Source organism: Collinsella aerofaciens, from assembly GCF_019131995.1.
GTDB classification, from domain to species: domain Bacteria; phylum Actinomycetota; class Coriobacteriia; order Coriobacteriales; family Coriobacteriaceae; genus Collinsella; species Collinsella aerofaciens_S.
On sequence record NZ_JAHONA010000009.1, the window covers coordinates 12,698 to 26,774 of the forward strand.

At 59.4% G+C, this 14,077-nt stretch carries 13 protein-coding genes and 1 tRNA gene; all 14 read left to right on the top strand.

Annotated features, from left to right (window positions below; genetic code table 11):
• Window positions 1–45: 45 nt before the first annotated feature.
• On the top strand, window positions 46–1,323 hold the full coding sequence (locus KSY82_RS04280; protein ID WP_217750326.1) for a metal-dependent hydrolase family protein: 1,278 nt from the start codon (window positions 46–48) through the stop codon (window positions 1,321–1,323).
• A gap of 112 nt (window positions 1,324–1,435) precedes the next feature.
• Complete coding sequence (locus tag KSY82_RS04285) at window positions 1,436–2,827, top strand: sensor histidine kinase (RefSeq protein ID WP_117786915.1); 1,392 nt, start codon at window positions 1,436–1,438, stop codon at window positions 2,825–2,827.
• A 38-nt stretch (window positions 2,828–2,865) separates the two neighbouring features.
• Window positions 2,866–3,600: a LytR/AlgR family response regulator transcription factor gene (locus tag KSY82_RS04290; protein WP_117746459.1), complete on the top strand. Its 735-nt coding sequence runs from the start codon at window positions 2,866–2,868 to the stop codon at window positions 3,598–3,600.
• Between the two features lie 92 nt (window positions 3,601–3,692).
• Complete coding sequence (locus tag KSY82_RS04295; protein WP_217750327.1) at window positions 3,693–4,637, top strand: zinc dependent phospholipase C family protein; 945 nt, start codon at window positions 3,693–3,695, stop codon at window positions 4,635–4,637.
• Between the two features lie 101 nt (window positions 4,638–4,738).
• On the top strand, window positions 4,739–5,998 hold the full coding sequence (locus tag KSY82_RS04300; RefSeq protein WP_217750328.1) for an MFS transporter: 1,260 nt from the start codon (window positions 4,739–4,741) through the stop codon (window positions 5,996–5,998).
• Between the two features lie 171 nt (window positions 5,999–6,169).
• Complete coding sequence (locus tag KSY82_RS04305) at window positions 6,170–7,357, top strand: glycosyltransferase (protein WP_055285281.1); 1,188 nt, start codon at window positions 6,170–6,172, stop codon at window positions 7,355–7,357.
• Entirely contained in the window at window positions 7,354–8,697 is a 1,344-nt protein-coding gene (locus tag KSY82_RS04310) for a histidine kinase (protein ID WP_006235157.1), read from the top strand. The genes KSY82_RS04305 and KSY82_RS04310 overlap by 4 nt, the downstream gene beginning before the upstream one ends.
• 72 nt (window positions 8,698–8,769) lie before the next feature.
• Entirely contained in the window at window positions 8,770–9,486 is a 717-nt protein-coding gene (locus KSY82_RS04315; protein ID WP_022094115.1) for a LytR/AlgR family response regulator transcription factor, read from the top strand.
• Window positions 9,487–9,581: 95 nt separating this feature from the next.
• Window positions 9,582–10,049 carry a YfcE family phosphodiesterase gene (locus KSY82_RS04320; protein WP_006235155.1) on the top strand — a complete coding sequence of 156 codons (468 nt, stop codon included), beginning with the start codon at window positions 9,582–9,584 and terminating at the stop codon, window positions 10,047–10,049.
• A 409-nt stretch (window positions 10,050–10,458) separates the two neighbouring features.
• Window positions 10,459–10,536 (top strand) — tRNA-Asp (locus KSY82_RS04325).
• Between the two features lie 353 nt (window positions 10,537–10,889).
• Window positions 10,890–11,375: an RrF2 family transcriptional regulator gene (locus KSY82_RS04330; protein ID WP_217750329.1), complete on the top strand. Its 486-nt coding sequence runs from the start codon at window positions 10,890–10,892 to the stop codon at window positions 11,373–11,375.
• 21 nt (window positions 11,376–11,396) lie between these two features.
• The gene (locus KSY82_RS04335; RefSeq protein ID WP_217750330.1) at window positions 11,397–12,302 is read left to right on the top strand and encodes an HhH-GPD family protein; all 906 of its coding nucleotides are present in this window, start codon (window positions 11,397–11,399) and stop codon (window positions 12,300–12,302) included.
• Window positions 12,303–12,416: 114 nt separating this feature from the next.
• Window positions 12,417–12,956 carry a rubrerythrin gene (rbr, locus tag KSY82_RS04340; RefSeq protein WP_117634424.1) on the top strand — a complete coding sequence of 180 codons (540 nt, stop codon included), beginning with the start codon at window positions 12,417–12,419 and terminating at the stop codon, window positions 12,954–12,956.
• Between the two features lie 272 nt (window positions 12,957–13,228).
• Window positions 13,229–13,861 carry a hypothetical protein gene (locus KSY82_RS04345; protein WP_217750331.1) on the top strand — a complete coding sequence of 211 codons (633 nt, stop codon included), beginning with the start codon at window positions 13,229–13,231 and terminating at the stop codon, window positions 13,859–13,861.
• Window positions 13,862–14,077: the final 216 nt, after the last annotated feature.

The following is a 14,077-nucleotide window of genomic DNA, read 5'->3' on the forward strand; positions in this document are numbered from 1 at the left end:
ACCCAACACGGCCTCGCCCACTATATGGATCCATAAGGAGGAACCATGTCCACTAAGTATGCAATCGTTGGCGGCAAGCTCATCGACGGTACCGGTGCCGAGCCGGTCGAGAACTCCCTCGTTCTCGTCGACGACAACGGCAAGATCGAGTACGCCGGCGCCATGCAGGACCTTCCCGAGGGCGTTAAGGTCATCGACGCCGCCGGCAAGACCGTCCTTCCCGGCCTGATCGACACCCACCTGCACTTCTCGGGCAACTTGACCGACGATGACACCGACTGGGTCATGCAGCCGCTTCTCGAGAAGCAGGCCGTCGCCGTCAAGCAGGCCTACGACTGCCTCACCCACGGCCTCACCACCGTCTGCGAGATCGGCCGCTTTGGTATCCAGATCCGTGACTGCATCGACAAGGGCGTCTTCAAGGGCCCGCGCGTTCTGGCCACCGGCCTTGGCTTCTGCCGCGTTGCCGGCCACGGCGACTCCCACCACTGCAGCCAGGAGCTCAACAAGGAATCGCACCCCTGGGGCGATCAGGTCGACGGTCCTTGGGATCTGCGCAAGGCCGTCCGTCGTCGCCTGCGCGAGAACCCCGATGCCATCAAGATCTGGGCTACCGGTGGCGGCATCTGGCGCTGGGACTCCGGCCGCGACCAGCACTACTGCTCCGAGGAGATTCAGGCTGTGGTCGAAGAGGCCAAGATGGTCGGCATCCCCGTGTGGAGCCACTGCTACAACAACCACGCCGCTGCCTACGATTCCGTCCGCTTTGGCTGCGAGCAGCTGATCCACGGCTTCGATATCGATGAGCGCACCATGGACCTCATGGCCGAGCAGGGCACCTTCTTCACCCCGACGATCGCCTTCCTGCCCACCTGGTACGCCACCTATCCGCCCGTCTACGTCCCCGAGCTGCACGACAAGTACGAGGGCACCCTGGTCGAGAAGGAGCTGCAGCGCAACTACGACTGCCTGCGCGAGGCCAAGAAGCGCGGCGTCGTCATGACGATCGGCTCCGATTCCTTCTCCTTCGTCACCCCGTACGGCACCTGCTCCATCGAGGAGATGTACGAGTTCGTCGACAAGATCGGCTTCACCCCGGTCGAGACCATCACCTGTGCCACCCTCAACGGTGCCAAGATGTGCCACATCGAGGACGAGACCGGGTCCATCGAGGCCGGCAAGTGCGCCGACCTGCTGGTCGTCAACGGTGACGTCGCCGCCGACATCCACGTGCTCAACACCGACAACATGGACGTCATCATGAAGGACGGCTGGATTGTCGAGGGCGGCACCTTCGGCGAGGCAAACAAGTACAGCGCCTAAGCTACCGTTCATCGATGGCTTGATGTAAAACACAGTATTTGATTGCATAATGCAATGGAGAGGGTCGCTTGCGGCCCTCTTTATTGCTATGGGGTGCGTCGGTAAGAAGGAGATGACGGTGGATCTCAATAGGCTGATTCTGGGCAAGAGCTACAACTCTACCAAGGTCTTTCGTACCGCTCAGCATGTGGTTCAAGCCATCTTGCTCGGTATTGTCGTTCCGCTGCTTATCCTGCTGCTCATCTGGGATCTAACCGATAATCCCAATCCCGTTCCGGCCGTTGTCGTCATTGCCGGCTTGGTCATGCTGTGCTTCTTCTTCTCGTACGTCTTTGTCGTTCCCGACGACCTCACATCGAGCGCAACCGACCGCACGCTCGCCATCGCTTCAAAAATATTCGCCTACACGTCGCGCGGCCTTACGCCCGAAGCTGCCCTAGGCGCCTCTAAGATCATCCTGTCCGAAACTATCGCCTCTGCCATCTGCTTTACCGACGGCAAGCAGGTGTTGGCAAGCTGGGGCGAGGACTCGGCAAAATGCCCCGCGGGTACCCCGGTGGTGCTGCGGACTACGCTCAACGTGATCAACAGCGGTGAGCAAAGCGTGTTCTCGCGCGATGCCTCGACCGAGACAGGTGGCTACTTTCCGCGCCTGCGCGCCGGTATTGTCGCACCGCTTACCGTGCGCGGGCATTGCGTGGGCACGCTCGAGCTGTATTATCCCCGTCTGAGCAGCATCGATATGCGCCAGACGGCGCTTGCCTCGGGCTTTGCCGACCTCATTTCCACGCAGCTTGCGAGCTTTGAGCTCGAGCGCCAGGACGAGCTTACGGCCCGCGTGGAGCTGCGCGCCTTGCAATCGCAGGTCGATCCTCATTTTCTGTTTAACACCATCAGCACCATCGTGTCGCTCGTGCGTACCGAGCCGGACAAGGCCAGGTCGCTGCTGATCGACTTCTCCAACTACTACCGTCAGACGCTTTCTGATTCCGATACCCTCACAACGCTCGAGCACGAGGTGGAACAGGGCACTCGCTATATCAATCTTATGCAGGCTCGTTATGGCGACGGCCGTCTGCGCGTCTCGGTCGATATCGACTTTGAGGTGCGCGATTGCATGGTGCCGCCGTTTATCTTGCAGCCGTTGCTCGAAAACTGCATCAAGCACGCGCAGCGCGAGACCGAGCCGCTTTCTATTCATGTTAGGGCTTTCGAGACCGATGACGGTTTGGAGATCATCGTCGAGGACGATGGCATCGGTATGAGCGAAGAGGTCTGCGCGCATCTGTTTGAGCAACATCGCCTGGAGGAGCCCGAGAGCATTACCGCCGACGGCTCCGTCAAGCGAGGTTGCGGCCTGGCGCTCTTCAACGTGCTTCAGCGCATCCATTTCTTTTACGGAGAAGATTCCGGCATGCGCGTGAAGTCCCAGGAGGGCGTGGGAACGCAGGTCATCGTCGAGCTGAACGGCGAGCCGCATGAGCCTGCGCCGTTGACGGCGTAGCACGCGGTTGGATTGAGAGAAAAAGAGGGGAAGCACATATGTCCGAAGGCTGGAACATCTTGGTGGTTGATGACGAGCCTCCCATTAGGGCTGAGCTACGCTATCTGTTGGAAAAGGATACGCGTGTGGGTCAGATTGCCGAGGCGGGCAATGTCACCGAAGCCGTGGAGTCGATTCTGTCGAACAAGCCCGACGTGTTGTTTTTAGACATTACCATGCCCGGTCGCTCGGGAATTGAGCTTGCCGAGACGCTGCAGAACCTAAAGACGCCGCCGGTGGTTGTGTTTGTGACGGCGTTTGCCGAATTTGCCGCCGATGCGTATAACCTCGATGCGGTCGACTATGTCGTCAAGCCGGTCGAGGACGCACGCCTGTCAAAGGCACTCGACAAGATCGAGGCAGCCTTGGGTGCCCGTCGTGTTGCCCACGCTCCGCGCCAGCCTTTGCGTCTGACGGTGGACCGCGGGGGCAAAAAGGTGTTCATTCCCGCCGCAGACGTCTGCTACTTTGAGGCGCGCGCCGATTTTTGCAACGCCATCTGCGCCGAGGGAACGTACCTGATCAATGAGTCGATCTCTTCGCTCGAGCGTCGCTTGGTCTCCGAGGGCTTTATTCGCGTTCATCGCAGCTATCTGGTCAATTTGGAAGACGTGCACAATGTCGAGATTGGCTCCACGGGGTTGATGGAGCTCAGGCTCGACCGCGTGAACTCGACGGTACCGGTGTCCCGTCGTCGCGCCGCCGAGGTCAAGTCGCACCTGGGGCTTGCGTAAGAGGCTTGCGTGCCGTCGTTTACCATCGCAGGTTTGGCATGGGCGCGCGGTGGGCATAATGGGTGGCATCGAATGAAATCGAAAGGATCATTATGCCCGCGCTTATCACCCATCATCTGTTTGGCGAGGAAAGCATCGACCGTCTTCCGCAGGGCGTCATCACGTCCGATGAAGAGCGCATTGCCTTTATCTTGGGCAACCAAGGCCCCGACCCGTTTTTCTTTCACATTCTGACACCGCGTGTTTCCGACTGCACGCTGCTGGCGCAGGTCATGCATCGGTCGCGCATGTCTCGCCAGTTCGCGTGCCTGCGCGACGGCGTGTCGCACCTGCAGCCGCGCGATGCCAGCTTGGGTCGCGCCTTTGCGCTGGGCCTGCTGTCTCATTACGTGCTCGACCGCAACGCCCATCCCTTTGTCTATGAGCAGCAGTTTGGCATCGTGGAATCCGACTCAGAGCTTGAGGATTCGAGCAGTCAGGTCCATGCCGTGATCGAGAGCGACCTGGATGTACTGATGCTGCAGCTTAAACGCGCCGGCGCCACGGTCGACGATTACCCGCCGGCGGGCGAGATCGTCACCACCGATCGCATCAATCGCGTGGCCGGCGTGCTGATGAGCTATGTTGCCGGACGCGTGTACGGCATTGACATTCCGGCGGGGGAGTACGGTGCTGCCGTTGCCAATATGCAGCGACTTTACCGCGCGATTGAGCCGGCCGGCTCCGCAAAGACGCGCGCGATCTCGCTGGTTGAGGGCTTGGTGCACGACTACTCGCTGCTCGACGGCCTTGCCCATCGCGTGACGACGGAGCTGCCCGAGCGCACCGGTAACCTGGGCCATCTGGCATGGAAGAATCCCTTTACCGACGAGGTCTCGAACGAGAGTTTCCCCGAGGTCTTTGATCGCGCGCTGGTCGATTACGAGTGCACGGTCGCACGTTTTATCGAGACCGGTGACATGGATGCCGTGACCAGTCACGTCAACTACAGCGGTCGCGCGCTCAATGCCGATGAGGAGTTCGACCGCGAGGAATAGGGCCCGTGCGTGCCCCTTTGCCGAATCCTTACCGGCGGTTCTGGACAATTGGGGTACGATGAACTAACTGCATATCGGGCGAATACGAAGGGTCCCTGTCCATGAAATACACCAAGCTCGAGCGTAACTGGGTTATGTATGATGTGGGCAATTCGGCCCTTGTGCTGCTCAATACCTCGGTGGTGCCCATTTACTTTAACGCCATCAATACCGGCGCTTCCTCGGCCGACCTGGTGGTCGCTTGGGGCAATGCGCAGACGATCGCCTCGCTGGTCATCGCCATGCTCATGCCCATTCTGGGCGCGCTTGCCGACTACGCCGGCAACAAGATCAAGTTCTTCTTGGGCTTCTTCCTCACGGGCCTGGTGCTTTGCCTGGCGCAGGCTATCCCAATGTCCGCCATGGCATTTTTGACCGTGTACGTGCTGTGCACCATCGGCCTTAACTCTTCTATGACGTTCTACGACGCCATGCTGCCCGACATTACCACCGACGAGCGCATGGACGCCGTGTCCAGCTCGGGCTATGCCTGGGGCTACATCGGTTCCACCGTGCCGTTCGTCATCTGCCTGGCGCTCATCATGGGTGGCCCCGCTCTTGGCGTCCCTACCATGCTGGCAACGCGTCTGTCGTTTATCATCACTGGCGCCTGGTGGCTCATCTTTACTCTGCCGCTCATTCGCACCTATAAGCAAAAGTACGGTCGCGAGCGCGGTCCCGAGGACACCATCGGCCACATCGTGGGCGGTGTGTTCTCCGAGGTCGGACACACCATGCGCGAGATCGCCCACAACAAGACCGTGCTGGTCTACATGATTGCGTTCTTCTTCTATATCGACGGTGTGCACACGGTCATTTCCATGGCTACCAGCTACGGCTCGGCTTTGGGCATCGATTCGACCCAGTTGGTCCTGGCGCTGCTCGTCACGCAGTTCGTGGCCTTTCCATCCGCCATCATCTACGGCAAGCTCGCCGGACGCGTGGGCACGCTCAACATGATCCTGGTGGCAGTCGCCGCCTACATGGGCATTGTGCTGTTCGCCGCGTTCTTCCTAAAGACCGCCTTTGAATTCTGGGTGCTTGCCATTATGGTCGGCCTGTTCCAGGGTGGCGTGCAGGCGCTTAGCCGTAGCTACTTTGGCCGCATTATCCCCAAGGAAAAGTCCAACGAGTACTACGGCTTCTTTGACATCTTCGGTCGCTATGCAAGCGTCATGGGCACTTTCCTAGTGTCGGTCGTCACCTCGATGACCGGCAACCCGTCGCTGGGCGTCCTTTCCATTGGCGTGCTGCTGATCGTTGGCTTTATGCTGCTGGTCCGCCTGTCCCGCATGACTCGGGCGGCAGAGCATGCCGCATAGGAGCGAGCGGCTATTGTGCCTGTCCACGGTACTCTTTTGGGGTTATCCGCAATAAACATTGCGACTTGCGAGCAATGATTTGCCCAAGTGGGTATGATGGAATCAGCTAGGTCGCGGGGCGTCGCCTGTGTTTGGCGGCGTCCCGTTTTTGTGTTGCAGGGAGGGTAAGGCATGAACGCCACAGTCGTGATTCCAACGTATTGGGCGGGCGATGACGCTTGCGCAAACGCCCCTGGCACCTATGACCATTCGACGCGACTCAACGCCGACAATCCCGAACTCGACCGCTGTCTGGCCTCGCTTGAGCAGGTACGTGACATCCCGCGCATCATCCTTTTGGTGGTCTGTCCCGTTTCTGCCACAGCCGATGTGTCGCTGCGCGTGCACGAGATTGTCGACGCGCATCCCACGCTCAAGGTCACCGTTGTCACCAACACCCAGGCCTCGCGCATTGCAGACCGGGTTGCTCAGATCGCGCCCAAGGGTTCGGGCGAGTGCGTGAGCCTGCGAGGCTACGGTGCCATCCGCAACATGGGGCTAGCCTGTGCCGCTGTGCTGGGGCATGACGCGGTTATCTTTTTGGATGACGATGAGACTGTCATCGACGCCGACTTTATGAAGCGCGCGACCTATGCGTTGGGGCAGCAGACACGTCAGGGCTTGCCGATCTTGGTCAAGAGCGGCTATTTCTACGATCGCGACGGCTCGCCGCTGGCTCCCACGGACAAGGCGGGCATCTGCCATCGTTGGTGGACCAAGCGCATCGAGTTCAACCGTTGGATGAAAAAGGCGCTCTCGGGCACCCGCATCTCGCGCTCCAACTACGTGTGCGGCGGCCTGATGGCCCTGCACGCCCGCGCCTTTACGCGTGTGGCCTTTGACCCGTTTATCACCCGCGGCGAGGACTTGGATTACCTCTTTAACATGCGCATGTTTGGCTACGACGTGTGGTTCGATAACGAGTGGACCGTGCGCCATCTGCCTCCGGAGTCCGAAAAGCGCTCACCGCGCTTTATGCAGGATGTATACCGTTGGTACTACGAACGGGCCAAGTTGACATTCGCCGCGCATCAAAAGGAGCTCATTCCCGTTACGGCGGCATCGCTCATGCCCTACCCGGGCCCGTGGATTTCGCGCGAGCTCGACGACCGCGTGCGCAAGACCGCTATGGTCCGCAGCGTGTTTACCCGCGAGCATGAGGGCTACCTGCGCATCTGGCGCCATGGTATCGACGAGGCAAAGGCCTATGCGCGCCAAAACGCTGCAAGCTACCTGCGTTTCCAGAGCTTTTGGCCCAAGATCATGGACGGGCTTTGGCGTGACGCACAACTGATCAGTATCCTGGAGGGGGCCGAATGATCGACCGCCGCGCCCAGCGCGATAGTTCAATATCAATCTTTCGCATCATTGCCGTTGCCTGCGCCATTTGCGTGCTGGTGTACTTTATTTTTGCCTTGGTGACCGGTATCGAGCCGATCGCCACGGTGATTGCCTGCGCGCTGCTGTGCATCTTTCTGTGCATCTTTATCTTTTTGACGCTCAATCCCGATTCGGTGCGCTCCCAGTACACCGAGGAGACGCTCTCGGTGGCCTCGGCCATGCTCGAGGACATTAAGGGCGGTCTGACGCAGGAGTCGGCGCGTTTGGTGTGCCGGCGCATTTTGCCCGAGACGCGCGCCATGACGGTGGCCATCACCGACGAGGACAACGTGCTTGCCTGCGCGGGCGAGTTTGAGGAAAAACTGCTGCCCGATACTCCCATCCACACGCTTGCCACACGCTACGTTATCGAACATGGCATCGTGCAGTCGTTCAACCGTATGGTGGATGTCGTGGGCTCGGACGGCTCGCACAACCAAGTCCCCGCCGGCATTATCGCCCCCATCAAGGTGGGCGATCGTACCGTCGGCACGCTCAAGTTCTACTACAAGACCCCGCGCGCCGTCGACCGTACCCAGTATGCGCTTGCCTCGGGCTTTGCCGAGATCTTGTCCACGCAGCTCGCCATCCACGAGCTCGAGGTGCAAAAGGAACTCACGGCGCGCGCCGAGGTGCGTGCGCTGCAGGCGCAGATTAACCCGCACTTCCTGTTCAACACGCTGAACACCATTGCATCGTTTACGCGCACCGACCCGCTGCGGGCCCGCGAACTGCTTCGTGAGTTCTCATCGTTCTATCGTGCCACGCTCGACAACTCGGGATCGCTTATTCCGGTCTCGCGCGAGGTCGCACAGACCAAGCGCTACCTTACCTTTGAGAAGGCCCGCTTTGGCGAGGACCGCGTGCTTGCGACGTTCGATGTGTCCGAGGACGTGGAAGATACGCTGGTGCCGGCGTTCGTGATCCAGCCGATTGTCGAGAACGCCGTACGTCATGGTATGGGCGATGACGACGCCCTGAGGATCGACGTGACCGTTCACCAAGACGGCGAGGATGCAATCTTGATTGCCGTGGCCGATAATGGCGTGGGCATGGATGAGGGTACCGCCGCCAGACTGTTTGACGAGCGTTCTGCCCGTCCCGACGCCAGCTCTCCCCAGGGTGGCGGCGCCGGTGTGGCCATGCACAATATTTCGGAGCGCATCCATCGCTTTTATGGGCCGCACTCCTATACGCGTGTCGAATCGGCGCCGGGCAAGGGCACCAAAGTGCTCCTTCATCTTGATTTGTCAGAGAGCATCTTCGACATTCAAGAGTAAAATAAAAGGCTACGGGCTCAACGTCATGCGACGGATGCCCGGCGTAGTTAGTTGACGAAAGGTTTTATCCCTATGCTGCGTGCGATGATTGTGGATGATGAGGCGCCGGCTCGCTCGGAGCTTCGCTTCCTGCTCGAGCAAACGGGCAAGATCGGCACGATCACGGAGGCGTCGAGCGTCCGCTCCGCCATCGAGATGCTTATGGAAAGTCGCGTGGATGTCGTGTTTCTCGATATCTCGATGCCCGGTGCCTCGGGCCTGCAACTTGCCGAGGCGCTGCATAAGCTCAAAAATCCGCCGGCGATCGTGTTTGTGACTGCGTATAGTGACCATGCGGTCGAGGCATTCGACGTGGATGCCGTCGATTATCTGATGAAGCCGGTCGAGGAAGCTCGCTTGGATCGCGCGATCGAGAAGGTCATGCAACGCACCAAGCCGGTTACGGACAGCAAGGTGACCATCGAGCGTATCCCGGTGGAAAAGGGCGGCCGCAAGGTGCTCATTCCCGTGGACGACATTCGCTTTATCATGGCCAAGGACGATTACTCCTGCATCTATACCGTCGATGATCGCTTTTTGTCGACGACCTCGCTGGCGCAGTTTGAGGCCAAACTCTGCGACTTTGGCTTCTTCCGTGTTCACCGCCGCTATATCGTCAACTTGGCGTGCGTCACGGATGTGGAGACGGTGCCCTCGGGCGCCATCCAGCTGGGCATTACGGGCGTCGACGAACGCGTGCCGGTTTCGCGCCGCCGCGTCGTGCCGCTCAAGAAGGCTCTGAGTCTCTAGCACACTGGCCCCGCAGCCCTGTAGACCCATCGTCTGCGGAGCCGTGGGGCCTTTTTGTATGTATCTGCCGAATCGTTTTTTGCGGAAGGGATCCCATGAACAGTGCAAGCGCCAAGCGTATCGACATCATCTCGGACACCCACGGCTATCTTTCGCCTGCGCTCCTGGATGAGCTTGAGGGCGCAGACCTGATTATCCACGCCGGCGACCTCACGTCAGAGATGGACTACGAGCACCTATGCACCATCGCCCCCGTGCGGGCCGTACTGGGCAACAACGATTACTACCGCGACTACGGCCCCGATGTAGACCGTCTTGCGCTCTTTACCTACGAAGGACTCAAGTTCGCCGTAGCCCACTACCGCGAAGACCTTCCGGTGGGATCCGTAGACGTAGCCATCAACGGCCATACCCACGTAACCAAAGAAGCCCAAGTGGGCCGTTGCTTAGTCCTCAACCCGGGCAGCGCCAGCTACCCCAGAGGCACCCGAGGCCCCACCATGGCCAGAATGCTAGTAAAAGACGGCAAGATCCTAAGCACTAAATTTATTGACCTAGAGTAACCACAACAAAAGCGGGGGATGCAGATGCGTCTCCCGTTTCCATTTGAGCCAAAGGCAGAGCTTCAACAAAAACAATCAGACCAACCCCGCCGAGGAGCACGCGGGCTAGCCGCGCAGCGGCGCACGCCCGCAAAACTGGTTGAATAATGTGACGGCAGGGAGGGCTTCCGGGGCTGAGGGCGGGGGTTAAGTTTGTCGCGAGTTCCGCACGCAAAGGAAAGCACTTAATGTGCTTTCCGTCTTGCGCAGGACTGTAGAGCAGCAAACTTAACCCCCGCCCTCAGCCCCGGAGACCCTCCCGGAGGGACCCAAAAAATTTTTTCAAAAAAGTTGTTGCGCGCCGGACAGACTTCTGTGTATACTAATCCCCGCAGCGCACGCGAGCGGAAACAAACGCGAACGACTGTCTGGGGAGTTAGCTCAGTTTGGTTAGAGCGCCGGCCTGTCACGTCGGAGGTCGCGGGTTCGAGCCCCGTACTTCCCGCCAACGCAATTAAAGCCACGTCTTCGGACGTGGCTTTTTGCGTTTAATGGGATATTGATCCACGCCCTAATATCTAAAACCACATCTCTCCAAATCTCATCTCCCATTCGCGAATAAAGCCCAACTGATATATATGTTCAAACAAGGCGTTTGTTGCACAACACCTGTTTAATGGGGTAGGGGGGTAGGTTATACTAAGTTTCAATGTAGGCCGGTATTGATGTAATCAGCTTCAGGCTCGGCATCCAGTGGACACCCGATTTGCTATTTGGCTGTCCTGACGTTCGTTTGGCGTCTCGATGTAAGCTCGGCCCCGGAGCCCGTTCGAGCTGTTCCTATTCCTTGAAAGGGGAAAAATGGACATATCGAGAAAGACTGACTATGCCCTTCGCATGCTTGCGATGCTTGCCGAGGAGCCGGAGCGGTTGCTTTCTGTTCGCACTGCCGCCGAAGAGGTCAACGTGCCCTATTCGTTCGCGCGTTCGATCCAGCATGGCTTGGTTCAGGCTGGCATCGTGGAGAGCCTGCGTGGCGTCCATGGCGGCATGCGTCTTAAAGTCAGTCCGGACGACGTCACCATTCGTCAGGTCGTCGAGGCCGTTCAGGGCCCTATGGTTATGAATGATTGCACCGCACCCGATGGTGACTGTGCACGCATGGGCACGTGCTGCTATCATCCCCTGTGGGCCGGAGCTCAGGCGTTGATGCGCGACTACCTCGATTCCGTTTCGCTCGGCGACATCGTCGCTCACCGCCAGTTCCCGGCCGTCGATCCCAAGTTCGCCGACCGCGAAGCGTTTCCCGAGTACGCCACCTGCGCGTGCGCTTACCGGGAGGAATAGCGCCGCATAAGGAGCATAGCCATGATTCAGGACCCCTTTCGTTCGATGATTCGTTCGGAAGGGGTCCTGCGTTATCGCGACCTTCCGTGGCGCCGCACACGCGATCCGTACATCATTTGGCTTTCTGAGGTCATGCTGCAGCAAACGCAGGTGCCGCGTGTGGAGGCGCGCATGCCGGTGTGGCTCGATCGTTTTCCGACCGTGCAGGCGCTTGCCCAGGCCGCGCCTTCCGATGTTTTGGACGCTTGGCAGGGGATGGGCTACAACCGACGCGCTCTGGCGCTCCACAAGGCCGCTCAGCGCGTTGTGGAAGACTGGGACGGGGAGTTTCCACACGAGACGCGTGACTTGGTCGCTCTGCCTGGTATTGGCCCGGCAACGGCGCAGGGTATCCGGTCGTTTGCGTTTGATCTTCCGGGCGTGTATCTGGAGACCAATGTGCGCACGGTCTTTCTGCATCACTTCTTTCCCGATGTACCGGCTGTTCCCGATCGCGAGCTGGTGCCGCTGATTCAGGCGGCCTGTCCGGCGGCCCCCGGTGCGTCGGCGGACGAAATCGCTCCCTTTGCCGTGCCGCTCGATGATGCCGACACGCCGCGCGCGTGGTATTACGCGTTGCTAGATTACGGCGCATATCTAAAAAAGACGTTGCCCAATCCGTCCAGGCGGTCGGCGGGCTATAGCCGTCAGTCCAAGTTTGAGGGCTCGCGTCGCCAAAAGCGCGCGCATATCGTGCGTATGTTGCTGGCAGCGCGCGATGGGCAGCCGCCGGGGATTACGCTTGCTGATGCCGTGGTGGACGTTAACGAGATGGAAGCGGCAGCCGGTCGCGGGCCGGTCGAGTGCGACTTGATCGCGGGCATTCTAGCTGACCTGGAGCGCGAGGGCTTTTGCCGAGCCGAGGACGATCGTTGGTTGAGTGTGTAGCCCGCTCAAATCTGAAGAACGGGATTGTAAGGTTTAAATTCGCGGCTTGAGGGCATCCTAAAGACAAGGTCGCTCGAAGCCTACGGGCGGCATGCGTTGAAGGGAAGTACACCTATGGATTTTGAGAATTCCCAAACCAAGAAGAACCTCGAGACCGCTTTTGCCGGTGAGTCCCAGGCACACACCAAGTATCGCTACTATGCATCCAAGGCCAAAAAGGACGGCTACGTTCAGATCTCGAATATTTTTGCCGAGACGGCGGGCAACGAGTCCGAGCACGCCAAGCTGTGGTTTAAGTATCTGCACGACGGCGCCGTCCCCGATACCCTGGACAATCTGCGTGATGCCGCTGCGGGCGAGAACTACGAGTGGACCACGATGTACGACGAGTTCGCCAAGACCGCCGAGGAGGAGGGTTTTGCCGAGATCGCTGAGAAGTTCCGTGGCGTCGCCGCCGTCGAGAAGGCCCACGAGGAGCGCTACAACAAACTCGTCGAGCGCATCGAGTCGGGCGAGGTGTTTGAGCGCGAGGGCGTAAAGGTGTGGAAGTGCCTGAACTGCGGGCACCTGCACGTTGGTGCTGAGGCGCCTGAGGTGTGCCCGGTGTGTAACCACCCGAAGGCGTACTTTGAGGAGCAGGTGGTGAACTACTAGCGCTTGGCGCTAGCGTGAGCTGGGCCGGGAGGGCCGGACTACCTTCCCTCCTCGCTCACGGCTTCGCAGGGTCGCGTTGAGGGAAGGTAGTCCGGCCCTCCCGGCCCGCTTTGGGTCGTCGCGTGCTCGCTACAGAAAAGCTGATAAAAAAGTTTGTGTGCCGCCCCTTATGGGGCGGCACGTTTTTGTGGGGCCCGGTTGGGGCGGTGACGTTGCTTAGAGGGTACACTGGGTAGCGTTGGCTATTCGTTTCCTCTTGTGAGGTGTTGGTTATGGGTAAGAAGTCTCGGGCTCGGGTTGCTGCGGCGGGAACTCGCAAGGATCCTGGTCGTCGGGTTGCCGAGGGTGAAAAGGCCAATCGTGCTGAGAAGGGCAAGAAGGTCGGTGCGCATGCTCATCCTGAGTGGGCGCCCCATTTGAATTCGGCTAGTGAGGACTTGACCGCCAAGCTGTTTACGATGGTCGAGGTCATCTTGGGCGTGGTACCTGTGGTGGTCATTGGCCTGTTCCTGGCCTCTAAGGATGCCACGAGCGTGGATAAGCTCACCGAGGTCTTTTCGCAGGAGCCCTCGATGGTGGTCACGTTTATTTCTGCGTGCCTGCAGCCGTTTGTGGCGTACATGCTGTACATGATTTATCGCAAATACTGCGAGGGCGATGCGGGCTTTGCCGCCGGCAACCTGATCGGTCTTTTGTGCTCCGAGATCCTACTGCTCAATATCCCGGGCGTCATCGGTATGGGCATCTTGCTGTGGCGTGTTTGGCGCAACGTTGCCCCGCACTTTGAGAGTTGGCTGTTTGAGCGCCGCGTAATGGGCGTGCTGGCAGACATCGCCGGGTCGCTCGTGATTCTCGTCTTGGCATTTATGTGCGCCACCGCCGCCCGCGGTCTCGCGGGCATGTAGTCTGTTCTCACCGACCACGGGGCGCAGGGCGGGGAAACCTTCCCCTCTCGCTCACGGCTTCGCAGGGTCGCGCGAGGCAAAGGTTTCCCCGCCCTGCGCCCCGGCGTTGAGTCGTCGCATGCTCGTTACAGAAAAGCTGATAATAAGTTTGTGTGCCGCCCCTTTGGGGCGGCACTTTTTGTGTGGGGTCCCGGTCTCCACAATTTTCGTCAAGCT